The organism is Mycobacterium sp. MMS18-G62, from assembly GCF_053877835.1.
Genome location: NZ_CM132662.1, coordinates 4,754,574 through 4,777,561 on the forward strand (window position 1 = coordinate 4,754,574; position 22,988 = coordinate 4,777,561).

Here is a 22,988-nt window from a genome sequence, read left to right on the forward strand (position 1 = left end):
CGACACACGATCGCTGGCCAGGCGCGGCGGCGGCGGCTTGTTAGATACCGTCGGTATATGCACGAACACACCGTCCGCGCGACCATCGCGTCCGGCATTGTCGAGGGGTTCACCCGCGACGGCGTGAACCGCTGGCGGTCGATTCCGTACGCCCACCCGCCGGTGGGCCCGCTGCGGCTGCGCGCCCCTCAGCCCGCAGAGGCGTGGCCCGGCGTACGGTACTGCCACGGCGTCGGCTACTGCGCCCCGCAACAGCGCAAGTACACGATCCTCGCGCCCGGCAAGTACCAGCCGATGAGCGAAGACTGCCTGACGCTCAACGTCGTCACACCCGAGTCGCCGACCAGGCAGGCGCTGCCGGTGATGGTCTTCATCCATGGCGGCGGGTACATCCTTGGCAGCTCGGCGACACCGATCTATGACGGTGCAGCGTTGGCGCGCAGGGGCTGTGTGTACGTATCGGTGAACTACCGGCTCGGCGCGTTGGGTTGCCTGGACCTGTCGTCGCTGTCGAACCGCAACATCACCATCGACGACAACCTCTACCTGCGCGACCTCGTGATGGCGCTGCGGTGGGTCCGCGACAACATCGCGGTGTTCGGCGGCGACCCACACAATGTGACGATTTTCGGCGAAAGCGCGGGCGCGCACGCCGTCGCGACGTTGCTTGCGGTACCCGCCGCCAAAGGCCTCTTCGCCCAAGCGATTTGCGAGAGCCCAGCCAGCGGCATGGTTCGCACGCCGGAGGTTGCGGAAGAGTACGCGGCTAAGTTCGCCTCGCTGCTCGGCGCCCGCGTCGACGACGGCGCCCATGCGATCATGACGGCTCGGCCCGCCGAATTGGTCGAGGCGTTCGACCAACTGATCATTCACGGACAGCGCGACATGCTCGGCGCCTTCGCCGCCGGTCCGACGTCCGGCACCGACTATCTGCCTCTCGATCCCGTGCTTGCGATGAGCAGCGGCAAGGCGCACCGGGTTCCGCTGATCGTCGGCACAAACGCTGAAGAGGGAAGGCTTTTCACCCGCTTTCTGAAGCTGCTACCGATGACCGAGCCGATGATCGAACGATTGCTGGCTGAGGCGGAACCCACGGAGCGCGAACGTATTACGGCTGCATACCCGAACTACCCGCATCCCGACGCATGCATCCAACTGGGCGGCGATTTCGCCTTCGGTTCGGCTGTCTGGCAGATCGCCGAAGCCCACAGCCAGCACGCGCCAACCTATCTCTACCGGTACGACTACGCGCCGCGCATGCTGCAGTGGTCAGGCTTGGGCGCGACGCACGCCACCGAATTGTTCGCGGTGTTCGACGTGTACCGCACCAAGTTCGGCCGGCTGCTGACGGCGGCCGCCGATCGCCGTTCGGCCCTGCGGGTCAGCAACGACGTGCAAAGGCGGTGGCGAGAGTTCAGCCGCACCGGAGTGCCAGGAACCGGATGGCCCGCGTATACGCACGATGATCGACCAGTGATGGTTTTCGACCGGCATCCCCGCGTCGAATTCGACCCGCACTCCGCCCGCCGCCAGGCGTGGCAGGGCTTTTCGCTGGCCGCGCAGTGACTGACATCGTCGAACGGCCCTCGGATCTGACGGCCGCGTGGCTCACCACAGCCCTGGATACACCCGTCGCCGGCTTTGAGTTCGTGCGCATCGGCACCGGCCAGATGAGCGAGTGCTACCGAGTCGCACTGACATACCCGGATGCGACGACCGGCCCGTCCTCGGTGGTCCTCAAGGTCGCCGCGACCGACCCAAGCAGCCGTCAGACCGGCCTCGCACTCGGCCTATACGAGCGAGAAGTCCGCTTCTACACCGAGATAGCGCCCGGCCTTGGCGGTCCTGTCGCACCCTGCTACCACGCCGCATACGACGCTGACACCGGGGCGTTTCACCTACTGCTGGGAGATGCCGCACCAGCGGTCGTCGGCGACGAAATTCACGGCGCCACACCCGAACAGGCGATTCTGGCGCTGACCGAACTCGGCAACCTGCACGCACCGTTGCTCGGTGACACGACCGTCGCCCAGGCAGACTGGCTCAACCGCGAGTCGCCGATGAACCAGGCGCTCATCGGTCAGTTGTATGCGGGCTTCTCGGAGCGCTACGCCGATCGGATCGCCCCTCAACATCGTGCGGTGTGCGAACGGTTGGTGGCCAGCTTCGACGGCTATCTCGCCGCCGAAGCCCAACGCCTGCACGGACTTGTGCACGGCGACTATCGCTTGGACAACATGCTTTTCGGCCAGGACGGCGCCGAACGCCGGCTCACAGTGGTCGACTGGCAGACCGTGACGTGGGGCCCGGCGATGACGGACATCGCGTACTTCCTCGGCTGCGCGCTGCCGAATGATCAGCGCCGCGACCACTACGACGCTCTGCTGCGGGCATACCACGACGGCCTCGGAGCCCCCTCACCGATCAGCCTCGACGAGGTCCGCGAGGATGTGCGGCGGGCGAGCTTCTTCGGCGTGATGATGGCGATCGTGTCGTCGATGCTCGTTGCCCGCACCGACCGTGGCGACGAGATGTTCATGGTCATGCTGGAGCGCCACTGTCAGCACGTGCTTGACACGAACGCACTTGACGTACTGCCCGAACCCGTTGTGCCGCAGCCTCTTACACCTCATAGCGTCGACGAAGGCCGTCACAAGGCAACCGACGAACCGTTGTGGAATGAGAGCTGGTATTTCGACTTTGCCGACCCGCGGCACGACGTCGGTGGGTGGATTCGGCTCGGCCTGTATCCGAATCAACGGATCGCATGGATCAACGCGCTTGTCTGCGGGCCTGGCATACCCACGATCGCCGTCAACGACTTCGAAGCCGGAGTCCCCGAGGAGTTGACCGCGATCCGCGCCGACGGCATCGAACTCGCCCTCTCCGCAACGGAACCGCTGCAGACGTATCGAGTCACGTTGCGCGGACGCGGACAGGCATATGACGATCCGGCCGCGCTGCTGCGCGGGGAGTCGGGCCGGGCCGTCGAGGTCACCATGGATCTCGTGTGGACGACGGCAGGCACGCCGTATCAGTACCGGATCACGCCGCGCTACGAAATACCGTGCAGCGTGTCGGGCAGCATCGCTGTCAACGGACGCGAATTCGAACTGCACGAGGCTGCGGGTCAGCGGGACCATTCGTGGGGTGTGCGTGACTGGTGGGCCATGGATTGGGTCTGGAGTGCCCTTCACCTCGACGACGGCACCCATCTGCACGGCGTCGACATCCGCATCCCCGGAGCCCCTGCGATCGGCGTCGGCTACATCCAGTCTCCGAGCCGGCCGTTGGTCGAATTGCAGTCCGTTGTCGCACGGGAAACCTTTGCCGACAACGGTTTACCACTAACTACGACGCTCAATCTCGGTGAGCTCACCGCCACCGTGGACATCCGCGGGCACGCGCCGGTGTTGCTCACGTCGAGCGACGGGCGCGTCAGTCACTTTCCGCGCGCATGGGCTCTAGTGACAACCGGTGACGGCCGAACCGGTGTCGGCTGGGTGGAATGGAACCGCAACCAGCACCCATGACCCATCGCGCCTGCGCTCTGCAAACATGCATATGAATTTGTCCACCTACCGAGCGACAAGGACGGTCCTCGCTGATGCGGATCATCGTCACCGGAGCAAACAGCGGGGTCGGACGGGCGACCGCTGCCGCGCTGGCCAAGAGCGGCCACAACGTGGTCATCGCCTGCCGAAACGTCGAGAAGGCCCGGTTGGCCGCCGCCGAGATGGAAGGCAACGTCGAGATCGCCCAGCTCGACCTCGCCGACCTGGCCAGTGTGCGCACATTCGCCGAATCGGTCGAAACCGTTGACGTGTTGGTGAACAACGCCGGCGTGATGGGTCTGCCACTGACGCGCACCGCCGACGGATTCGAAGCACACATGGGCGTAAATCACCTCGGCCACTTCGCCTTGACGTGTCTGCTCGCCGAGAAGATCAAGGACCGCGTGATCTCGGTGGCAAGCGTGATGTACCACTTCGCCCGCATCCATCTCGACGACCTGAATTGGCACACTCGCCGGTACGCGGCCACGTCGGCCTACGCGGAATCCAAGCTGGCGAACTTACTTTTCATACACGAGCTGACCGTCCGCGGTGTCCGGGCCTACGCATCGGATCCAGGCATGACCGACACAGGCATCACCAGAAGCATCGCCGACGGACTGCCTGTCGGCGAGCGAAATCCCGTGTGGCGCATCTTGCAAAGCCCTGAGCAGGGCGCGCGGGCAAGCATCCAGGCGGTGACCGCCGATCTGCCGAGCGGCACGTATCTCGCGCCGCGTTTCAACCAGTGGGGCAAACCGAAGGTGACGAAACTGCGGACAAAGGGACGTGACCCGATCATGGGCCGCCGTCTATGGGCTGCCTCTGCCGAGCTGACGGGTTGCGACTGGCCCTAGACGCTAGGACAGATGCGCGCTGTCGTCATCTAGGTCGTGGCGGCTCAGGCCCATCGGCGTCGCGGCCGGTACGTCGGCGGCGGCGATCACCTTGCGGGTGATCGGCGTGAGGGTCCGGAACAACGTCTCCACTTCGCCGTCGTCGAGCCCATCGAGTGCCGACAACGCAAGCTCGTCGGTGGTGTCTTCGATGCGTTGCTTGAGGTCGCGGCCCGCATCGGTCAGTTCGCCGTCCGCGTCGAGCAGCCCGCGGCGGCCCAACCGCTCGTGATAGTGGCGCCATGAGTCTTCGTCGTAGTCGCGGCTGCGCATGATCAATTCCTTGGGCACCCGGCCCGCGGCAGCGTGCAGCACGTTGGACTCGCGGCCCGACACCGAGTGGGTGACCAGCACGGCCACATGCCCGTCACCCCGCTGTTCGCGCAGCAGCGTGACCGCGTGCCACAGGCGGCCCAGCGGTTCGCCGGGCCACTCCAACGCGAGATTGGCCGCAAAGAGCGGTCGCCCGTCGAGGGGAGCGCTGCGGGCTGCCTTTTCGGCAAGATCGGCAGCGACTTTGGCGTCGTCATCCGTCACGCCATAGCGGCGCAGCGCCGCCACCGCCGACTCCTCGCGGACGCGTAGTGCGTCAGCGGGCGAGGCGACTTGCCACGCCGCCGACAACGCCTTGGCGACGCGCTCGGGCGTGAAGTTGTAGAACGCGGCGGTCACCACTTCGCTCGGCACGATGCCGAACGGCGCCGAACGCGCGGCGAAGTAACCCATCCAGAATCCACGGAAGCCCAGTTCGTCGAGGGCGGACCTCGCTTCCGGCGCGAAGTAGGTGACCGCGTGCACCGGCTCGAAACGATCGAAGAAGCGGCGCGCAAGCGAAGGTTGTCGGCCCACCTTCGTAGTCAACCATTACGAGCCGGCGTCGAATTCCTCAGCCACCGCCGATGTCGCCTCGTCGATGATCGCGCGCATCGCGCGCTCTGCGGCCACCTCGTCACGCATCCGGATCGCGCGCGCCACTTGGTCGTGCAGTTCGATGGCCGCGGGGTTCGGTGTCGCGGGCATCATGCCGTGATGAGTGCGGCCGGTCAGCACTTCGGCGACGACACCGTTGAGCGCGCGGAACATCTCGTTGCCGCTGGCCTCTAGCAACGTCTGATGAAAGACTTTGTCGGCCAACAGATATGCATCGAGATCACCGGAGCGGCCGTGCATCACCATGTCCGAAACGGCGGCCGCCATGATTCGGCACTGATGCGTGTCGGCACGCCGCGCGGCCAGCGCCGCCGCGGCCGGCTCGAAACCCCGTCGCAACTCCGACAGTGAGACCAGCTGCGCGGCGCGGTCGCCCGCTTCGAGCCGCCAGCGAATGAGCCGGGGATCGAAGACATTCCATTTCTGGGACGGCTGGATGGTGATGCCAACCCTGCGGCGCGACTCGACCATGCCCATCGATTCCAGTACGCGAACGGCCTCGCGAGACACGCTTCGCGATACGCCGTTGCCCGCGCACACCCCGTCGAGCGTGATCACCTGCCCGGCCGGGTACTCGCCGGACACGATGGCGCAGCCCAGCGCATCGACAAGATTGCCGTGCAGAGCTCCGACGTTTGACGGCGATGCCATGCATACATCTTGTCATAGCTTTGCTGACGTTACTAAAACCATATGATTTCGCGTCACGGTTGCAATAGTATGACCATTAGGGCATGCTGTGTGACGCCAAGCACAACTGGGTAGGTGGAGGAGATGGCGTCACCAATCGTCGTCATGGGGGTCTCTGGCTCCGGCAAGTCGACCGTCGGCGCGGCGCTTGCGCAGCGGTTGCGGGTACCGTTCGCCGACGCGGACGACTTCCATCCACCGGCCAACATCGCCAAGATGACTGCCGGTCATGCGCTCGACGACGACGACCGCTATCCGTGGCTCGAAGCGATCGGTGAATGGCTCGCAGACCACTCCGCCGGCGGCGTGATGAGCTGTTCCGCCCTCAAGCGCAAATACCGCGACCAATTGCGCAGCCACTGTCCCGATGTCGAATTCCTTCATCTGTCGGGCACACCGGAGGTCATCGGCAAGCGGCAGGCCAGTCGCCCAGGGCATTTCATGCCGGCGTCACTGCTCGCCTCTCAATTCCAGACGCTTGAACCGCTGGACGCCGACGAACGCGGCACCGCCATCGATGTCGACCAGGACATCGATTCCATCGTCGACGACTACGTCTCGTTATCCACTACGCGCACAACCGAACAGGAGAACCGATGACTCCAGCACTGACCATTCTGGCGGCCGACACCAAGCTGATTGAACCGGTCGCTGGCGGCTGGCAGCTGATACTTGCGGCGCTTGCCGGTATCGCGCTGATCGTCGTGCTGATCACGATCGCCAAGCTGCATCCGTTCCTCGCATTGATTTTCGGCGCCATCACCGTTGGCATTGTTGCGGGACAGAACCCGGGGGATGTCCTCGACTCGTTCGGCAAGGGATTCGGCGACACCGCAGCAAGCGTCGGCATTCTGATCGCCCTCGGTGCGATGTTCGCCAAACTACTCGCGGATTCGGGAGGTGCCGACGAGATCGTCGACACCATCGTCGGCCGCGCATCGCCGCGGGCGCTGCCGTGGGCAATGGCGTTGGTAGGTGCCATCATCGGCCTGCCGATGTTCTTCGAGATCGGCCTCGTGCTGTTGATGCCGGTCATCTATCTGGTGGCAAAGCGTTCGCAGCTGTCGCTCATCACCGTCGGAATCCCAGCGCTGGCCGGGCTTTCCGCGATGCACGGGCTGGTGCCTCCGCACCCAGGGCCGTTGACCGCGATCAGTCTGCTGCACGCCGACCTCGGCGTCACGCTGGCGTTGGGTGTGGCCGTCGCGATCCCGACTGTGATTGTTGCCGGGCCATTGTTCGGCCGGCTGGCCGGACGTTGGGTAGTCCTCGACGTGCCGGACCGGTTCGATGCCGACGACTTCGCCAGGAACGGCGGTGGCTCAGTGGTTACTGCGGCGGACGTCGCCGAGGGGGAGAGGACAGCGACTCAAACCGCCACACGCGTTGAGCGCCAACGTCCCAGCTTCGGGATGACGATGTTCTCGGTTCTGCTGCCCGTCGGTCTGATGATGGGCAAGGCGCTGGCCGACATCTTCATCGACGACAAGGGCAACCTGCTGCGCCAAACCTTCGACATTCTCGGCCGTCCGCTCATAGCGCTGTTGATCGCGGTCGTGGTCGGCATCTTCACACTGGGCCGCGGCGCGGCGATGACGCGCGATCAGATCGTCAAATGCCTTGAGACGTCGCTGCCTCCGGTCGCCGGAATCATTCTGATCGTCGCCGCCGGCGGCGGATTCAAGCAGGTGCTAGTGGACACCGGCATCGGCACGATGCTCGCGGACTGGGCAAAGGGCACGGGTATCTCGGTGCTCCTGCTGGCGTGGGTGCTGGCCGTATTGATCCGGCTCGCAACGGGTTCCGCGACGGTGGCCACCATTACCGCATCGTCGCTGATGCTGGGTCTGGTCGAAGGCATGAGCACCGGTCAGGTGTCGCTGGTCGTGCTCGCGGTCGGCGCCGGCTCGCTGTTCTTCTCCCACGTCAACGACGCCGGCTTCTGGCTCGTGAAGGAGTACTTCGGCATGACGGTGGGTCAGACCATCAAGTCATGGTCGATCATGGAGACGGTGCTGTCGGTGACCGGCCTGATTCTGGTGTTGTTGCTCGGAATCGTGATATGACGCCCGAGCGTTAGCCCTTGACGACCTGGGTGCCGCCCGCCAGCTCGTCGTGCTTGCCCTGCTTCGTCGGGCTGCTGTTGATGGTCACCGCGATGACGATGACGGCAGCAAGGGTCAGCAGGCCGCCGACGAACGGGATGATGTTGAGCAACGTCCACGAATTGCGGATGGCGGACTGCTGAACGTCGGGCTTGGGCGCGCCGGCAGGACCATGCACGCTCAGGCCCAACAGCTTCTTGCCCGGCGTCCAACCTTGGGTGGACTCGAAAGCCAGGAAGTACACGAACATCAGCAGGCCGGAGAACAGCCCGGTAACCCAATAGTTCGTCAGCGAACCGATCGCCAACGCGATCGCGAATGCGACGACGTTGACGATGATGCCGTCGATCAGTCGGGCCAGAAACCGCATGCCCAAGTCGCCGGGCACCTGACCTCCTGGCGGCCGATACGCGCCGGCTTCTCCGTATTGCCCGGGCTGAGGTTCGTAATCGCCGGATGTCATCGAATCTCCTGACCGCTGTGGATGGTGCACGCAAATCTACCGCTCACCACGGCAGTGCTGAGCGGTTTGGTGCGGTCTGATTCCTGTCAGCTCCAGCGGCGCCGACGCTGCTTGACCTGGGTACGCGCGGACTCGGCGAGCTCGGGGGCACGTTCCCGCGCCACGTCGGCCCATTCGGCACCGCGATCACGAGCGACCTCGGCCCATTCCGCGCTACGTCCGCGAGCGACTTCTGCCAACTCCGCCCCGCGTTCACGTGCCGCCTCTGCAAGAACAGGTGCCCGTTCGCGAGCGACCTCCGCCAGTTCGACACCCCGCTCACGAGCGACATGAGCGAGTTCAGCACCGCGCTCGCCGGCGACATGAGCCAGTTCGCGGCCGCGTTCCGCACCGATCTGCAGACCCTGGCTGACCTTCTCGGCCAGCGCGCTATCGGCGAGTGCGCCACCCGTGGCGGCTCCGACCGGCAGCGCGGCGGTCACGGCCTCGGACACCTTGTGGGCGGCCCGTCGACCACGCCAGCCCAGCGACGGTTTGCCCTCGGTGTCGACCGCGGCGATGATCAGGCCGCCGATGAGGCTCACGTCGGTGATGAAAGCGCGTCGCTCATCGGCCTTGCGTGCGGGGTCGGTTTCGCTCCAGAACGTGTGCCCGCCAAGGCTGCCCGGCACCACGCTGAGCGCCAGCGCGGCAGACGCCAAGCGGGGAAGCTTGCCAGTCGCGAGCAGAAGCCCACCGCCAATCTGCACCGCGGCGTTGATGCGCGCGACGGTCTCGGCGTTGGTTGGGACGTTCGTACCGACAGGATCCGGTAACTTGCTGAGGCCCTCGAGTGTGGGGCGGGCCGCATCCGCGGCGGGTTTGGGGCTGCGCAGAGCATCGACACCGCGGCTGATGAAAACCGCTGACAACATCGGGCGCGCGATTCGTCGGATCAACATGGGCGAGGGGTTCCCCGGCTTACGGGGGCGCAAACCCTAGTAGCGGTTGTCGGTGTCGCTGCGTCCCAGCAGCGGCATGAAGTACCAGAAGGCCGCGAGCGCTACCAGAGTGCAGCCACCGGCGATCCAGGCGCCGGTCCTGCCGATGACCGTGTCGAAGATGACGACGGCGACGCCGCCGAGCGCGATGCCGAGCAGCACCGTTCCGACAATCGCATAGCTGTGCGCCGCCGATACCAGCGTGTTCATTCGGTGCCGACGGAAGAGCAGTCGGTGCATACTGACCGGCGCCACCAGCAACACCGTGGCGCCGATGGAGCACCCCACCGTGACGAGGTAGACCGTGCGCATGGTGGCATCCAGCTGACTGAATCGCTGTTGGAACGGCAACGTCAGCAGGAACCCGGTAAGCAATTGGACACCGGTCTGCGCGACGCGCAACTCTTGCAGCAAGCTCGACCAATTTCGGTCCAGCCGTTGCGCTTCGGTTTCATCGCGGTCCTTGTCCCACTTTTGGTGGGCCTCCGGATGCTCGATGTCCTTCACGCCGCAATTCTGACAGCCGCGCCGACCGCCATGGGGCGATCAGCGCCAATCAGGCTGCATAGCGCAACAGCGTGACACCGCTCCGGAAAGACTTCGCCGGTTCGGCCAAGGCCAGTCGCGGAATCACGGTGGAGTCGGGGAACAGACGCCGGCCGCGGCCCTGGACGGCCGGATAGACGAACAACCGATATTCATCGACCACGTCCGCGGCGATCAGCGCGTGCACCAACGTGATGCTGCCGGTCACCACGATGTCCTTACCCGGTTGCGCCTTCAGCGCCGTGACGTGTTCGACGGGATCACCGGCGAGCACCGTCGAGTTCTGCCACTGCGGATCGCTCATCGTCGACGACACCACGTACTTGGCGACCTTATTGAGGTAGTCCGTCACGCCGGTCGAATCGTCGGTCTGCTTGGGCCAGTAACCGCGGAAGTCGTCGAAGGTCTGGCGTCCGAGCAGCAGCGCATCGGACTGGCCGTCTTGGCGATGCGATTCCTCGAGCAGGTCCGGGTCCTGAAGCTGAGGATCAAACCAGTCGTCGAGCATCTCGATGGCCCCGTCGAGCGTGATGTTTTCGGTTATCACGAGTTTTCGCATACAAGTAATGACATCAAGCGACCGCCGAAGTCATCGGGAGTAACTTCGCAGGCGTGGCACTCGTTGCGGGAATCGACTCGTCCACCCAGTCCTGCAAGGTCGTGGTCTGCGAGGCCGATACCGGCGAGATCGTGCGCTCGGCGTCATCGCCGCACCCCGACGGTACCGAGATCGATCCGCAGCTGTGGTGGTCGGCCATGCAGTCAAGCATCAACGCCGCCGGGGGTCTCGATGACGTCGCCGCGGTGGCTGTCGGCGCACAGCAGCACGGCATGGTATGCCTCGACGACGGCGGCCACGTGGTTCGAAATGCGTTGCTCTGGAACGACACCCGCTCCGGCGCCGCAGCGGCCGAGCTGGTTTCGGAGCTGGGAGGGCCCGACGAGTGGGCTAAGCGGATCGGGGTGGTGCCGGTCCCGGCCATCACGGCAACGAAGTTGCGTTGGCTCGCCGATCATGAACCGGCGCATGCGGATGCGACAACGGCGGTGTGCCTGCCGCACGATTGGCTGACATGGCGGCTGACCGGCTCCACAGACGTCGGCAGCCTGCGCACCGACCGCAGTGATGCCAGCGGAACCGGATACTTCTCCTCGGAGACCAACAACTATCAGCCCGACCTGCTCGAGCTGGCGATGCGGGGGAGGCGGCCTGTCCTCCCGGCGGTGCTGGGGCCGAACGAAAAGGCCGGGCAGACGTCGGCGGGCGCTGTGCTCGGCCCCGGTGCAGGCGACAACGCGGCGGCGGCGCTCGGGTTGGGTGCCGGCCCGGGTGACTGCGTCGTATCTCTCGGGACATCGGGTGTCGTGAGCGCCGTGGGGGCGGTCTCACCGCACGACGCGGAAGGAATCGTCGCCGGATTCGCCGACGCCACCGGCCGGCAGCTGCCGCTCGTGTGCACGCTGAACGGAGCGCCCGTACTGGCCGCGGTCGCGACGATGCTCGGTGTCGACTTCGAAGAATTGGACCGCCTGGCGTTGGGAGCGCCCTGCGGCGCAGAAGGACTGACGCTGGTGCCCTACTTCGAGGGCGAACGGTCACCGAACCTTCCCGCCGCGGCCGGTGCATTACACGGCGTGACAACGCGAAACTTGTCCTCTGCCAACGTGGCTCGCGCGGCCGTCGAGGGCCTGCTCGCGTCGATGGCGTACTGCATCGAAAAGATTTCCGCGCAGGGCGTCGATGTGCGGCGCATCATTCTGGTGGGCGGGGGAGCCCGATCAGAAGCCGTGCGACGCATCGCGCCCGCGATCTTCGGTGCGCAGGTGGACGTGCCGACACCCGCCGAGTACGTCGCGCTCGGCGCGGCCAGGCAGGCGGCGTGGGCACTGTCGCAACAGCACTCGCCGCCGCCGTGGTCATTTGGCGTGACGGCGTCATACACCGCGGAACCCACGCCGCAGGTCCTCGACCAGTACCGCGCGGCGGCGCCACTGACGTTGGGGCAGTGAACTTTACGTGGGAGCCGCTGGGGGACGGCATTTTTCGGAGCCGTTTGCCGTTTCTCGACGTGACGGTCGGCGCGGTGTGTGGAGATGCCGGGGTGTTGTTGATCGACACAGGCGCCACATTGACAGACGCGGAGGCCATCGCTCGGGACGTGCGGGACATGACCGGCCGCAGAGTCAGCCATATCCTGTTGACGCACAATCACTTCGATCACGTACTCGGATCGTCGGTGTTTCAGGCGCCCATCTACTGCGCGCCGCAGGTTGCAGAGACGATAACGGGACGTACCGACCATCTGCGGGCCGATGCGCTGCGCCACGGCGCCGACTCCGGCGAAGTGGACCGTACGATCGCCGCGCTGCGTACACCCGAGCACCGAGTGCTATCCGCCGTCATCGATGTCGGTGGCCGTACCGTCTCGATCAGCCACCCCGGACGCGGCCACACCGACCACGACTTGATCGCCGTCGTCGCCGACTCAGACCCCACGGTCGTGTTCTGTGGGGATCTTGTAGAGGAGTCGGGAGATCCGTGCATCGAGGCCGACTCCGACCTTCAAGCGTGGCCGGCGACGCTGGACCGCGTCGTCGAGGCCGCAGGAGAAAATGCGGTGTTCGTGCCTGGCCACGGCGCGGTCGTCGACGCGTCGTTCGTGCGTCGGCAGCAGGCCTGGTTACGCCGGCGGTTGTGACGAATTTCAACTACTCAGCGTGACGTAGGTCATTGCCTAGGCTAACGACCTTTCGGAAGATGTCGCGATGGCCGACCTCGAATTCGCGTACGACCTGACGCTGGACGAAGCGCGCAGACGCAGCGCCGTCCTCCGTGCGATCGGCGACGACTGGGATCCGATCGCGGTGCTGGCAGAGGAGGAAAAGGCCTACGACATGTTGTACTCGGGCCTCGACCCCGAACAGCAGCTCGTTTACGACCAACTCGTCAGGGCGGGTGTGCTTCCGGATCGGACGGTGAATCGTGTTGCCGATTGACCCGACGGCAGATCCCGGTCGTCGCGCCTGGCTTCCGTGCCCGTCGTGCAACCCTGATGCCGGCTGCGGCGACTGCCGGGGCGCCACGAACTGCGACTTGCATTGGCAGTACCTCCTTAGCAATGAAGGCACGCTGGTTCATTTGCAGTGCTCCGTCTGCGGCAATCTCTGGTCAACCGACACTCGCAAACGCGGCGTCGCCTAAGCGCTTCGGGAGACAGGCCCTCGGCGCCGGACGAACGGCACCGCCATAGCCGCAACGAGCACGACAGTAAGAACTTCGGCGACGACACTGAGCATCGCGTACGGCGATGGCTCCCAACCGGTTTCGGTGAAACCGAAGAGGCCGACAGTCCGCGACAGTGCGAATGCGACGAGCGAGCCAAGCGCCCCTGCCGCGGCCGCCAGGCGCAGCCAGGCCGGTCCGCCCGCCATGATCAACACGGCGAGTGCGCAGAAGGCGCTGCCCTGCAGCAGAAATGCCGGCCCGACCGTCGGAATGTCGCGGTAGCCGTTGACATAGAGGTACGCATGCACGAGACCGCTGACCGCCACCGATGCGCCGACAGCGAGGTTCATCATCTTCATGTCAGCCTCTGGTCTTTCAGTGCGAGCGCCTGCTGGCCCTTGGTGTAACTGACTTCGCGGATGCCAAGCGCATCGCGCAGCTTGCCGGCGGGCAACGTCACCGGCTTCGGCGCAGGGCCCTGACCCGGTGCGGGCAGCGGGTAAGCGGTGGTGGTGCCGCTGTAGAACGTCACGTTGCCCTCGGTCTTGGAGAACAGCTGGTGGACGTGGCCGTTGAGGCACGTCACCGACGAGAACCGCTTCAGATAGCTCAGCGCCTGGGCAGCGTCGTCGGTGCCCCATCCCCAGTCCGGATACATGGCGAACAACGGAATGTGGCTGAACACGATGATCGGGGTGTCGCTGGACAGAGCCGCCACGTCTTTCTCGACGAACTCGAGCTGGTCGCTTCCCAGATGCCCGAGCTTCTGCAGGTTCAGCGTGTTTACCAGCCCGATGACGTGAACACCGGCGATGTCGAAGCTGTACCAGCCGTCGCCGCGGGTGCCCGCGCCGAACGCTTGCCGATACTTCTGGCCCGCGTCGTCCGTCGAGTCATGCTCGCCGGGCACGGTGAACACGTGCGGCGTGTTCAGCTCACCCAACATGTGCTTGACCTGATCAAACTGCTCCGGCGTGGCCAGGTGAGTCAGATCGCCGGTGTGGATCACGAAATCGGGTGTGTAGCCAAGGCCGTTGATCTGACCGATGGCATGGTTGAACGTGTCGGTCACATTGGTGTTCGCCGGGCCTTTGAATCCGATGTGGCTGTCGCTGATCTGCGCGAACCGCAACGTCGGTGTTGCCGGTTTGGCGGAGTCGGCCGACCCCGCAACCTGTGAGATCACCTCGCCACCGGCCACAGTCAACACGACAGCCGCGCCGAACCAGGCGCCGTGGCGCATCAGCTGGCGTCGGGTCATCCCGCCTGGATCCTGCTCAGTACTCATTTGGTCACCACCACAGTGCCGGTCATGAACGGATGGATCGAGCAGACGTAGTCGTAAGAGCCCGGCGTCATGAATGTAAAGCTGTAGGTGCCGTTGGTGTCCATTCCCGGCGAGTGGAAAGAGCCGTCCTTGCCGGCCACGGTGTGCGGCTCCTCGTCCTTGTTGGTCCAGGTGACCGTCGCGCCGACAGGGACGGTCAGCGTCGCCGGGTTGAATTTGAAATCGCTGATGCTGACTGCGGTTCCGCCTTGAGGTGCGGGGCTGTCGGCGCCCGTCGCGGGTGCCGATGCGGGCGGCGACTGCATGCTGGGCATGGCAGGCATGCCGGACATGCCTGGTGTCATGCCCGACTGGAATGTGATTGATGCCGGGCTAGGAGGGGCGTCGGACGCGTGGCTGGAGCAGGCCGCGGTCAGCAGGATGCCTGCAGCGGCGAGCGGCAATAGAACCTTCACGCCATAGAGATAGGCGGACCGGTTACAGCCCGGGGTCGTTGAGCGCGGCGGCCCGTCGCAACGCCCGGTGCTGCAATACCTTCGCGTTGGCAAGGCTGATGCCCATCTCAGTCGCCGAGTCCTTGATCGAACGCCCTTGCAAGAAGCGGAGCTCCAGAATGCGTCGGTAGTTGGCCGGCAGCACTGCGAGCACTGCATGAACTTCTCGCGACGCCGCAGTAGTCACTTGCTCCGTGTTGTCCGCGCGGTCTGGAATTTCGTCCAGCGACGTCACCGCGCACCTCATGCCGTAGCGCCAGTGCGCAGCGAGAACCGTGCGCGTGGTCGCGCGCAGATAACCGCGGACCTCCGCGATCGTCGCCGTCATGCGCAATCGTCTAAGCGCTGTCGAGAACACCTCTGCGGTCAGGTCTTCGGCGTCGGGTCGATTGCCGACGCGGGCGAATACCATGCGGTACACCCAGACGGCGTTGTCTGCATATACCGCTTCCCAATCCGGGTAGTGGTCTTCGCGGTCGGTCGTCGCGCGTATGCGCGCCATACGTTGCGCCTCAGCCGGGCGCGGCTGATCTGGTGACGGCCAGACGATGAAACCGACTGAGAGACACTGGTGTTACGATCATCCGCCGCGGCATGATATGTCGACGTAGACCGTGTCGAATTGGGTGGGGTCGACCTTCGCCCCCGATGAATCGATGTTGGAGTTGTTGAGTCCCTCGACCCCGAGGACCTTGCACGAAGATAGCGGGTAGACCGACGCGCCGTTCAGCACGACGTTGAAGCCCTTGGCCTGCAGCGCATTTACCGTGTCTTGCGCATTGCCGAAGTTGGAGAAACCCGAGGGAGCCGCCACAGCCGCAGGAAGCAACGCCAGGGGTGAGACCGCGAGCACGCCGAGACTGGCAACCTTCACGATGACGGTCTTCAACACCGAACCTCCTCTGTACGTTGGCCGTTGGTTGGTCACTACAAAGAGGTACGGGCGAGGGTTACAGAGGATGCAAAACCCAAGAAGGGCTGCCAGTGGAGACGGTCGTCGACGCGCGGTACAACCTTCACGGCGCGGGCATGCAGCACCGTCCCGGTTGGCTAGTTCCCGCCTGCGTCGGGCGCTGCCGCTGCCGTGGGGATGGCGTTGTCGATGAGCACGACTGCGATGGCGGCGGCGGTGGCGAAGGTTTCGGTGTTGAGGACTCGGTTGCGGGCGGAAGCGCCATCCAAGAGCAGCGCCAGTTGTTCGCCGAGCTGTTCGGGGTTGGTGGCGCCGGCCTCGCGCGCAGTTTCGGTGAGCCGTGCGGCAAATGCCTTCTTGTAGTCGGCGGCGTGTACGCGCGCCGGGTGGCCCGGGTCGTGGATTTCGACGGCCGCCGCGATGAACGGGCACAGAGGCGCGTGAATGTCGAAAGCGGCGAGGAGCCGTTCGCGGGGTGTGAGGTCGGTGCGGTTAAACACCTCGGGCAGGATGTCGGGATCGAATCGGCGTAGGTGTTCGGCGATCAGCTCATCCTTGCCGGTGAAGTGCTGGTAGAAGGTGCGCTTGGACACCCGGGCCACCGCGCAGAGCTGGTCCAGGCCGGTGCTGTTGATGCCTTGATCGCGGAACAGTTGTTGGGAAGCGCCCAGGATGCGCTCTCGTGCGCCCCTGCCGCGGCGCAGGCCTCGCGGCCCCTTCTCCAACTCCGTCATGCACCCAGGGTAGCCCAGTTTGGTACGGATCGGTGTACATAGCTTGCACTATCCGCGGCCATTCACTACGTTAAGTAATCAGATCGGTGTACATAACATCGACGCTTTCCGATAAAGGGAGTAATCGTGGGAAAACTCGATGGCAAGGTCGCAGTGATTACGGGCGGAACAAGTGGCATGGCGCTGGCCGGTGCCAAGTTGTTCGTTGACGAAGGCGCTCACGTCTTCATCTCGGGCCGGCGGAAGGACGCGCTGGACCAGGCCGTCGAACAGATCGGCCGCAATGTGACTGGCGTGCAGGGCGATTCGGCCGACCTCGACGATCTGGACCGTTTGTTTGACACGGTCAAGCAGGAAAAGGGCGCGATCGACGTGTTATGGGCAAGCGCCGGGGTTGGCAAGCAGGGCCGGCTCGGTGAGATCACCGAGGAGGACTTCCATGACGCCTTCTGGCTGAACGCGCGCGGCACGCTGTTCACGGTCCAGAAGGCACTACCGCTGTTCAACGATGGCGGCTCGATCTTCATGACCGGGTCAAACGCATCGCTGCGGGGCTACCCCAATTGGAGCGTGTACGCAGGAAGCAAGGCCGTGTTACCCGCCTACGCACGGGTGTGGGTGTCAGAGTTGAGGGACAGGAAGATCCGGGTGAACGTGCTGACCCCCGGCCAGGTCGCCTCGCCGATGTTGGACGAAGTGATGGACGCGGAGGCGAAGGCGCAGTTCGAGTCCGTGATCCCGCGGCGAGAGATGGGCCGCCCCGAGGAGATCGCGTCGGCCGCGTTGTTCCTCGCCTCGGATGACTCGAGCTATGTCAACGGTATGGAGCTGGTGGTCGACGGCGGCACCACGGTGATCTAGTGCGCGACTGCGGGATGGACGATCGACAAAGACGTCATGGCACCGCACCGTGGCCACCAGCGCAGCAGAGCTCCGGCTGTCCTATCTTCGGAATCCGTTGTGGCCATCCACTATTCGGGTCTTCGTTCGGTCGCGCCTCTGGGGCGAGTCCCCCGGACCGCACCGATCAGGGTTCACACACCACGAGCAAGAAGCACACAAAGGAGTAGCCATGACCACCTTCGCCCCACACCGCGACACCGTGGAGTCCTTCGTCGACAGCATGCACGGCGGCGCAGACCAAGACGCCCTTGCCGCCATCCTCGCCGAGGACGTGGTGATGTACAGCCCGCTCGGCGATGAGCCACTCACCGGCCGCGAGGCAGTCGTGGAAGCCATGCGTGGGATCGGCGGAGCGGCCGACCTCACCTACAAGGAGGTCCTCAGCGGTACGACGCACCACGCCGCGTACTTCCGGCTGCAGATCGAAGACACCGTGGTCGACGGGATGGACTACATCCTGCTCGACGCGGACGGCAAGATCGCCGAGGTGACCATATGGTGGCGCCCGCTGCCATCCGCCGTCCAGATGCAGCGGCACCTTGCGGGTGCACTTGGCATGCAGCCCTGGGAACTCCGCACCGACACGGAGTAACGGTGAAGCCCGATCCCCAGGCGGGCAAGTAGTTACCGCACCGGACGGGCCGCTGTCGCCGACACCTCCGGTCGGCCATTTCAGGCCGAACCCGGCCAAACCCCAACGTCACCCGCCCAGGCGGCCACCGGCCCAAGGGGACGAACGAGACAAAGCGGAAGATCGAGACCGCGGAAGAGAGCACACCATGAACAGCATCAGCATCATCGGCACCGGGAACATGGCCCACGCCATCGGAGCGCTGGCGGTAGCCGGCGGCAACACCGTCGAGATCATCGGCCGCGACCAGTCCAAGTCCACTGAACTCGCCACGGCTCTCGGCGGCGGCGCCGGGACGGGAGAGTTCGGCGCCGCGCCGGCCGGCGACATCGTGATCGTGGCCCTGAGGTACGCCGATGTCGTGCCGGTCGTCACCCAGTACGGAAACGCGCTGGCGGGCAAGGTCATCGTCGACATCAGCAACCCCTTCAATGCCGAGGCCGACGGGCTGGCCATCCCCGATGACACCTCGATCGCACAGCAGGTCGCCAAGGCGGCCCCGGCCGGCGCCAGCGTGGTGAAGGCCTTCAACACCGTCTTCGGTCATGTCCTGAAGGAGGGTCGGACGCTGGATGTGTTCTTCGCTGGCGACGATGCGCAGGCCAAGGCACACGTGTCGGAGTTCATCGCGAGCCTCGGGCTGCGCCCGCTGGACGTCGGCGACTTGAAGATGGCGCACTGGCTGGAAGGAACCGGTCTGATCCTCATGGGTCTCGCCCGTCACGGGGTGGGCCAATGGGATATCGCTATCGGCGCCACCGAATTTGATGGCTGAGCCGCACCGCGCTAGTCCAAGCCGTGAACGTATGGGGACGCTGTGCACCCTCGAATCGTGATGAGTCGCTGAAAGGTGTTGGTATGTCCGATGTCAACGTGGGCTGAGAACCGTCTGCGGGCAGAGGAGCCAGGCGATGTAGTCGGCGGTGATGAGCTCGACGTCGCCGAGGTTGCGCAGCGGGCCGCGCCGCAATGGTGAATCGGCGCGAATGCATTCGTTCTTGTAGAACTACGGTTGCAGGCCTACCGGGGAAGCCCGAAGGGAAATCTGTTGAAGCTGATCGAGGTCGAACCGGCTTAGAAAGCGTCACGCGGTAATCGCTTTGGAGCGTTTGCCGCGTCGGCGCGCTCGTCAACTGGCAAGTTTTTGGCCTTGCGAGCTGAATTACTTTGTCCGTCAAAATACTTCACGGCGACGACGCCGCACGCCTATCTGATGGCGTGAAACGTATACCTGTTACCTAGGCCGGCTACAGCCGCCACTTACCTGCGGGACCGAGAATCACGCTGTCAAGTTGTATCTGTTCTATTGAAACTCCTGACGGAGGTACTGTGAATATCTTTGGTCGACGACCTTCCCGCTCTGCCATCGCAGGTGCTACCGCAATGGGTTTCACACTCATGTCGATGGCAACGTTCAGCACATACCAGGCCCGGGCCGACACGTGCTACAACGGCGTGCTTCCCGGCAATCCATACGTTGCGAACTGTTCCTTGCCGCAACATCAGAGCGGCATTCGCGGCTCGGCTCCGGACGCGCAAGCGATCATCGCTTGCAGGAACCAACCCGGATGCCTCTCCTGGTACGTAAACAACCCGCACTAAAGGCATTACCGCATCGTCGACGGGATCCCAAGGCCACGGCAGACAATCCGGTGACTGCGAGTTTGGCCTCTTACTTTGAGCAAAGGCTCCTCACAGCGCGCACCACAGTTCTGGTGATAGAAGGAGACGGGTGCGAACGAGGCGTCCGACCGATGCAAACGACTAGTCGGGCCGCGAGACTGGGGAGCCTGTTGTACGAAACGGTTGTCTGCCTTGATGGTCGTCGCCGATCGGTCGAATTGCTCACCAGTTTGCGAACTAGTCGCCCCCCCAAGGGGCCCACCTATTGCGGGAGCGGCGTTCTGGACGTGGGATGGCGTCGAATCACGGGTGGACGTATCGGGAGGTCGGGTGGCGTTGAATACCACAGCACGGCGAGCGCAGCCGGCGGCGGCCCTTCAGGAGGTCCGCAAATCTCAACACCATGTCCTCGAGGATCGACCGATCGAGCACTGGCCTACCAGTGCTATCCGCGCCGCCCTGATGAATGCAACGTCCGACGTAATGCGGCGCGTCACAACAGCTGTCAACCGCGACCCGTATGGCCGCACAGCACATCAGGTTGAAGAGATAGTGCGGTCTGCAGATGCGGCGGAACCAGTTACAGCTATTGCTGCGGTTCTCGCGGATGCCCGTGCGCGCCTTGAAGCCGCCGAGCGATCCGAGGTCACGCACGTTGTGCACGTATTGCTGAAGCGCTCACGATTGAGCGAGCATGAATTCGCCAAGCGCATAGGAGTATCCGCTGGGGAGCTCAGTGCATTTCTTGACAATGAAACATGCCCCTCCGCCGTCCTGATGGTACGCATGAAGAGAGTCGCCGACCGATTCTCCAAGGCCGGAGCGCAGCGCCGGACGCAGCCGTAAGTCGCCCGATGCCGCAGCCGGGCTAGGCCGCAACGATTCAGGTCTTCCTGAATTGGCGCCTGCACGTACACATTTGTAGACGGCACCACAGCATGTTTGACCGCAAGCCGAGGCCGAACCGTGGCTGCCTCAGTTAGCCGTCGTCGGTTTGGTCAGGTCGTAGAGGGTGATGCCGTCGATTTCCGTTGGGATGTAGTGCTGTTTGACCCAGGCGGCAATACGGTCGCTCTCGGCCTTGCCAGCGCCGTTGGGTGTTGCGGGCAGATCGCCGGAATCGGCGGCTGGGAAGCCGCGATGAGGCGACTGGATGTAATAGTGGATCCGACCCTGCGTGACGTAGCGCTGGAACTGCTCGAGCGTGGGCGACGGATCGAAGCCGAAACCGCCCAACGGCATCACGGGATCATCAGTGGCGAGTTGATATCCGGCAGCGTCGGTGGCCCCGTTGGTCGCGGCGATCCACGTGTAGGCATTGGCGTTCTGCATCAGGACAGCCGCGACACGGCCCGACACCTCGGTCTGTTCCATCGGCGGCGTGCCGGGCATAGACGCGCCGCTGGCGGACTTGGTCGACGTCCAAGTGGCACCCGGTGGACTGGGGAACCTGTCGCGGTCCAGTGACGGGCCGGCGGTGACAATGCTGCCGGTGTGGCTGCTCGCAACAGTTTGTATGCAGTAGGAGAGCGGACCAGCTAGGGCGGCGGCGGCCGCCAGGGCCGCAGCCCATACAGCGATGTCGCGGGAGCGCGCCGCGGCGGCGGGCAGGACGAAGGCGATGAGCAGTCCTGCGGTGGCGGCGCCGCCGATACCCAGGATGATCCATCGTAGCCACGGAACGAAATCGGTTGTGCGCCCTAAGAGTATCCACGCCCAGGCGGCAGTCAGGGCAGTCGTGGAGGATAGGGTGATCGCTGGCCAGGTGGCGCCGCGGAGGCGCCATAACTGCGTCGTTCCGATGCCGACCAGGGCGGCTATGGCTGGGGCTAAGGCCACCGTGTAGTAGTCGTGGAAAATCCCGGACATGAAGCTGAACACCACGCCAGTGCCGAGCAGCCAGCCGCCCCACACGAGATATTGGGCACGTTGCGCATCGGTGCGTGGTGCGCGCGCACACAGCAGCAACCCAACGACGAGGAAGATCAACGCCGCGGGGAGCAGCCATGAGATTTGGCCCCCCGACTCGCCGGTGAACAGGCGGCCGATTCCGGAATGACCGAACGGCATGGCGGGGCCGCTCATCGCATTTGGGTCCGTGGCGGGAGGTCCGGATGGGCCGTTTCCCTGGCCGGTGAGTCGACCGAGTCCGTTGTAGCCGAACGTCAGGTCGAGGAAGCTGTTGTTCGTCGATCCGCCGACGTACGGCCGCTGATCGGCCGGCGTGAGCTCGACAAGTGCCACCCACCAACCCGCCGCGGCGATCATTACCGCCAGCCCGCCCAGCAGCTGAACCAACCGAGCGCGCAGCCGCGGTGGCCCGGCGATCAAGTAGGTCAACGCTAGACCCGGCATGACGAGTAGGGCTTGCAGTTGTTTGGTGAGAAACCCCAGCCCCAGAAGCGCCCCGCACAGCAGAATCCAGCGAGAGTGGCCGGTATCGGCGGCGCGAAGCAGCGCCCAGACCGTGGCGATCATCACGAAGACCAATAGCGCGTCAGGGTTGTTGTAGCGAAACATCAAGGTAGCCACCGGTGTCAGGGCCAGCACAGCACCGGCGATCAGGCCGGCGGTGGGCCCAAAATCCCTCTTGACGACGACGTACAGCAGCGCTACGGACAGCACACCGAGCAGCGCCTGCGGGAGTTGGATGGACCATGTGTTGACCCCAAACACGCGGGCAGAGATTTCCATCGCCCACAGCGATGCCGGAGGCTTGTCGACGGTGATCGAGTTGGCGGCGTCAGAGGATCCGAATAGGAACGCTTTCCAGTTCTTCGTACCGGCCTGCACCGCCGCCGAGTAGAAGGCGTTGGCCCATCCATTGCGGCTCAACCCGATGGTCCAGAATGCGGCCGTGGCAATCAGCAGACCCGCCAGCGCCCAGTGTGCCCAGCTGGGGTCGTCCGTGCGTCTTCCCTGTGCGGGTGGGCGGTCAACCAGTGTGGCTGCTGAGTCGGCGAGCATCGACCATCCTCTCGATGGCAAGGTTCGGTTTGTTGTGCAGTACTG

Annotated in this window: 25 protein-coding genes; 12 read left to right on the forward strand and 13 right to left on the reverse strand. The window is 64.6% G+C overall.

What is annotated here, in order from left to right; all coding sequences use genetic code 11:
* Window positions 1-57 precede the first annotated feature (57 nt).
* From ACWW36_RS23680 to ACWW36_RS23690, 3 genes are all read left to right on the forward strand, one after another.
* Complete coding sequence (locus ACWW36_RS23680; RefSeq protein WP_456138390.1) at window positions 58-1,566, forward strand: carboxylesterase/lipase family protein; 1,509 nt, start codon at window positions 58-60, stop codon at window positions 1,564-1,566.
* On the forward strand, window positions 1,563-3,533 hold the full coding sequence (locus ACWW36_RS23685; protein WP_456138391.1) for a DUF7064 domain-containing protein: 1,971 nt from the start codon (window positions 1,563-1,565) through the stop codon (window positions 3,531-3,533). Before ACWW36_RS23680 ends, ACWW36_RS23685 begins: the two co-directional genes overlap by 4 nt.
* A gap of 74 nt (window positions 3,534-3,607) precedes the next feature.
* Complete coding sequence (locus ACWW36_RS23690; RefSeq protein WP_456138392.1) at window positions 3,608-4,411, forward strand: SDR family NAD(P)-dependent oxidoreductase; 804 nt, start codon at window positions 3,608-3,610, stop codon at window positions 4,409-4,411.
* Window positions 4,412-4,414: 3 nt separating this feature from the next.
* Here the strand turns inward: ACWW36_RS23690 and ACWW36_RS23695 are convergent, their stop codons facing one another.
* Together ACWW36_RS23695 and ACWW36_RS23700 are read right to left on the reverse strand one after the other, a co-directional pair.
* Window positions 4,415-5,299, reverse strand: a complete 885-nt coding sequence (locus tag ACWW36_RS23695) for an SCO6745 family protein (RefSeq protein ID WP_456138393.1) — start codon at window positions 5,297-5,299, stop codon at window positions 4,415-4,417.
* Window positions 5,300-5,314: 15 nt separating this feature from the next.
* Window positions 5,315-6,031 carry a FadR/GntR family transcriptional regulator gene (locus tag ACWW36_RS23700; protein WP_456138394.1) on the reverse strand — a complete coding sequence of 239 codons (717 nt, stop codon included), beginning with the start codon at window positions 6,029-6,031 and terminating at the stop codon, window positions 5,315-5,317.
* Window positions 6,032-6,154: 123 nt separating this feature from the next.
* Between ACWW36_RS23700 and ACWW36_RS23705 the strand changes: the two genes are divergently transcribed.
* Window positions 6,155-6,670: a gluconokinase gene (locus tag ACWW36_RS23705; protein ID WP_456138395.1), complete on the forward strand. Its 516-nt coding sequence runs from the start codon at window positions 6,155-6,157 to the stop codon at window positions 6,668-6,670.
* Window positions 6,667-8,136: a GntP family permease gene (locus ACWW36_RS23710; protein WP_456138396.1), complete on the forward strand. Its 1,470-nt coding sequence runs from the start codon at window positions 6,667-6,669 to the stop codon at window positions 8,134-8,136. Before ACWW36_RS23705 ends, ACWW36_RS23710 begins: the two co-directional genes overlap by 4 nt.
* A gap of 10 nt (window positions 8,137-8,146) precedes the next feature.
* Here ACWW36_RS23710 and ACWW36_RS23715 read toward each other — a convergent pair whose 3' ends face one another.
* From ACWW36_RS23715 to ACWW36_RS23730, 4 genes are all read right to left on the reverse strand, one after another.
* Window positions 8,147-8,638 (reverse strand): RDD family protein, encoded by a 492-nt coding sequence (locus ACWW36_RS23715; RefSeq protein WP_456138397.1) that lies wholly within the window; start codon window positions 8,636-8,638, stop codon window positions 8,147-8,149.
* Window positions 8,639-8,724: 86 nt separating this feature from the next.
* Window positions 8,725-9,579 carry a DoxX family protein gene (locus tag ACWW36_RS23720; protein ID WP_456138398.1) on the reverse strand — a complete coding sequence of 285 codons (855 nt, stop codon included), beginning with the start codon at window positions 9,577-9,579 and terminating at the stop codon, window positions 8,725-8,727.
* 36 nt (window positions 9,580-9,615) lie between these two features.
* Entirely contained in the window at window positions 9,616-10,125 is a 510-nt protein-coding gene (locus tag ACWW36_RS23725) for a DUF6328 family protein (RefSeq protein WP_456138399.1), read from the reverse strand.
* A 49-nt stretch (window positions 10,126-10,174) separates the two neighbouring features.
* A complete protein-coding gene (locus tag ACWW36_RS23730; RefSeq protein ID WP_456138400.1) occupies window positions 10,175-10,723 on the reverse strand; it encodes a dihydrofolate reductase family protein in 549 nt (182 codons plus the stop codon).
* Between the two features lie 53 nt (window positions 10,724-10,776).
* Here ACWW36_RS23730 and xylB point away from each other — a divergent pair, with 53 nt between their 5' ends.
* From xylB to ACWW36_RS23745, 3 genes are all read left to right on the forward strand, one after another.
* Window positions 10,777-12,174, forward strand: coding sequence for a xylulokinase (gene xylB, locus ACWW36_RS23735; RefSeq protein ID WP_456138401.1), 1,398 nt, complete (start codon window positions 10,777-10,779; stop codon window positions 12,172-12,174).
* Window positions 12,171-12,863 (forward strand): MBL fold metallo-hydrolase, encoded by a 693-nt coding sequence (locus ACWW36_RS23740; RefSeq protein WP_456138402.1) that lies wholly within the window; start codon window positions 12,171-12,173, stop codon window positions 12,861-12,863. Before xylB ends, ACWW36_RS23740 begins: the two co-directional genes overlap by 4 nt.
* A 67-nt stretch (window positions 12,864-12,930) precedes the next feature.
* Window positions 12,931-13,161 carry a DUF6400 family protein gene (locus tag ACWW36_RS23745; RefSeq protein ID WP_456138403.1) on the forward strand — a complete coding sequence of 77 codons (231 nt, stop codon included), beginning with the start codon at window positions 12,931-12,933 and terminating at the stop codon, window positions 13,159-13,161.
* A 201-nt stretch (window positions 13,162-13,362) separates the two neighbouring features.
* Here ACWW36_RS23745 and ACWW36_RS23750 read toward each other — a convergent pair whose 3' ends face one another.
* The 6 genes from ACWW36_RS23750 to ACWW36_RS23775 form a co-directional block, all read right to left on the reverse strand.
* Window positions 13,363-13,749, reverse strand: coding sequence for a hypothetical protein (locus ACWW36_RS23750; RefSeq protein ID WP_456138404.1), 387 nt, complete (start codon window positions 13,747-13,749; stop codon window positions 13,363-13,365).
* A complete protein-coding gene (locus ACWW36_RS23755; protein WP_456138405.1) occupies window positions 13,746-14,678 on the reverse strand; it encodes a metallophosphoesterase family protein in 933 nt (310 codons plus the stop codon). The genes ACWW36_RS23750 and ACWW36_RS23755 overlap by 4 nt, the downstream gene beginning before the upstream one ends.
* Window positions 14,675-15,133 carry a cupredoxin domain-containing protein gene (locus ACWW36_RS23760; RefSeq protein ID WP_456138406.1) on the reverse strand — a complete coding sequence of 153 codons (459 nt, stop codon included), beginning with the start codon at window positions 15,131-15,133 and terminating at the stop codon, window positions 14,675-14,677. Before ACWW36_RS23760 ends, ACWW36_RS23755 begins: the two co-directional genes overlap by 4 nt.
* A 22-nt stretch (window positions 15,134-15,155) precedes the next feature.
* On the reverse strand, window positions 15,156-15,674 hold the full coding sequence (locus tag ACWW36_RS23765; RefSeq protein WP_456138407.1) for an RNA polymerase sigma factor: 519 nt from the start codon (window positions 15,672-15,674) through the stop codon (window positions 15,156-15,158).
* A gap of 78 nt (window positions 15,675-15,752) precedes the next feature.
* Window positions 15,753-16,064, reverse strand: coding sequence for a hypothetical protein (locus tag ACWW36_RS23770; RefSeq protein WP_456138408.1), 312 nt, complete (start codon window positions 16,062-16,064; stop codon window positions 15,753-15,755).
* A 158-nt stretch (window positions 16,065-16,222) separates the two neighbouring features.
* Entirely contained in the window at window positions 16,223-16,819 is a 597-nt protein-coding gene (locus ACWW36_RS23775; RefSeq protein ID WP_456138409.1) for a TetR/AcrR family transcriptional regulator, read from the reverse strand.
* A 126-nt stretch (window positions 16,820-16,945) separates the two neighbouring features.
* Here ACWW36_RS23775 and ACWW36_RS23780 point away from each other — a divergent pair, with 126 nt between their 5' ends.
* From ACWW36_RS23780 to ACWW36_RS23795, 4 genes are all read left to right on the forward strand, one after another.
* On the forward strand, window positions 16,946-17,680 hold the full coding sequence (locus ACWW36_RS23780) for an SDR family NAD(P)-dependent oxidoreductase (RefSeq protein WP_456138410.1): 735 nt from the start codon (window positions 16,946-16,948) through the stop codon (window positions 17,678-17,680).
* Window positions 17,681-17,891: 211 nt separating this feature from the next.
* Complete coding sequence (locus ACWW36_RS23785) at window positions 17,892-18,314, forward strand: nuclear transport factor 2 family protein (protein ID WP_456138411.1); 423 nt, start codon at window positions 17,892-17,894, stop codon at window positions 18,312-18,314.
* Between the two features lie 187 nt (window positions 18,315-18,501).
* Window positions 18,502-19,128, forward strand: coding sequence for an NADPH-dependent F420 reductase (locus tag ACWW36_RS23790; protein WP_456138412.1), 627 nt, complete (start codon window positions 18,502-18,504; stop codon window positions 19,126-19,128).
* A 1,178-nt stretch (window positions 19,129-20,306) separates the two neighbouring features.
* A complete protein-coding gene (locus ACWW36_RS23795; protein WP_456138413.1) occupies window positions 20,307-20,822 on the forward strand; it encodes an XRE family transcriptional regulator in 516 nt (171 codons plus the stop codon).
* A 129-nt stretch (window positions 20,823-20,951) separates the two neighbouring features.
* Here the strand turns inward: ACWW36_RS23795 and ACWW36_RS23800 are convergent, their stop codons facing one another.
* Window positions 20,952-22,943: an ArnT family glycosyltransferase gene (locus tag ACWW36_RS23800; protein ID WP_456138414.1), complete on the reverse strand. Its 1,992-nt coding sequence runs from the start codon at window positions 22,941-22,943 to the stop codon at window positions 20,952-20,954.
* Window positions 22,944-22,988 lie beyond the last annotated feature (45 nt).

Bases quoted from the DNA above. Each gene is read 5' to 3' on its own strand.
- ACWW36_RS23690 (WP_456138392.1), top strand. From the start codon at position 3,608: ATGCGGATCATCGTCACCGGAGCAAACAGCGGGGTCGGACGGGCGACC.
- ACWW36_RS23790 (WP_456138412.1), top strand. From the start codon at position 18,502: ATGAACAGCATCAGCATCATCGGCACCGGGAACATGGCCCACGCCATC.
- ACWW36_RS23680 (WP_456138390.1), top strand. From the start codon at position 58: ATGCACGAACACACCGTCCGCGCGACCATCGCGTCCGGCATTGTCGAG.
- ACWW36_RS23745 (WP_456138403.1), top strand. From the start codon at position 12,931: ATGGCCGACCTCGAATTCGCGTACGACCTGACGCTGGACGAAGCGCGC.
- ACWW36_RS23785 (WP_456138411.1), top strand. From the start codon at position 17,892: ATGACCACCTTCGCCCCACACCGCGACACCGTGGAGTCCTTCGTCGAC.
- ACWW36_RS23720 (WP_456138398.1), bottom strand. From the start codon at position 9,579: ATGTTGATCCGACGAATCGCGCGCCCGATGTTGTCAGCGGTTTTCATC.
- ACWW36_RS23775 (WP_456138409.1), bottom strand. From the start codon at position 16,819: ATGACGGAGTTGGAGAAGGGGCCGCGAGGCCTGCGCCGCGGCAGGGGC.
- ACWW36_RS23800 (WP_456138414.1), bottom strand. From the start codon at position 22,943: ATGCTCGCCGACTCAGCAGCCACACTGGTTGACCGCCCACCCGCACAG.
- ACWW36_RS23715 (WP_456138397.1), bottom strand. From the start codon at position 8,638: ATGACATCCGGCGATTACGAACCTCAGCCCGGGCAATACGGAGAAGCC.
- ACWW36_RS23705 (WP_456138395.1), top strand. From the start codon at position 6,155: ATGGCGTCACCAATCGTCGTCATGGGGGTCTCTGGCTCCGGCAAGTCG.
- ACWW36_RS23755 (WP_456138405.1), bottom strand. From the start codon at position 14,678: ATGAGTACTGAGCAGGATCCAGGCGGGATGACCCGACGCCAGCTGATG.
- ACWW36_RS23710 (WP_456138396.1), top strand. From the start codon at position 6,667: ATGACTCCAGCACTGACCATTCTGGCGGCCGACACCAAGCTGATTGAA.
- ACWW36_RS23700 (WP_456138394.1), bottom strand. From the start codon at position 6,031: ATGGCATCGCCGTCAAACGTCGGAGCTCTGCACGGCAATCTTGTCGAT.
- ACWW36_RS23765 (WP_456138407.1), bottom strand. From the start codon at position 15,674: ATGGCGCGCATACGCGCGACGACCGACCGCGAAGACCACTACCCGGAT.
- ACWW36_RS23750 (WP_456138404.1), bottom strand. From the start codon at position 13,749: ATGAAGATGATGAACCTCGCTGTCGGCGCATCGGTGGCGGTCAGCGGT.
- ACWW36_RS23730 (WP_456138400.1), bottom strand. From the start codon at position 10,723: ATGCGAAAACTCGTGATAACCGAAAACATCACGCTCGACGGGGCCATC.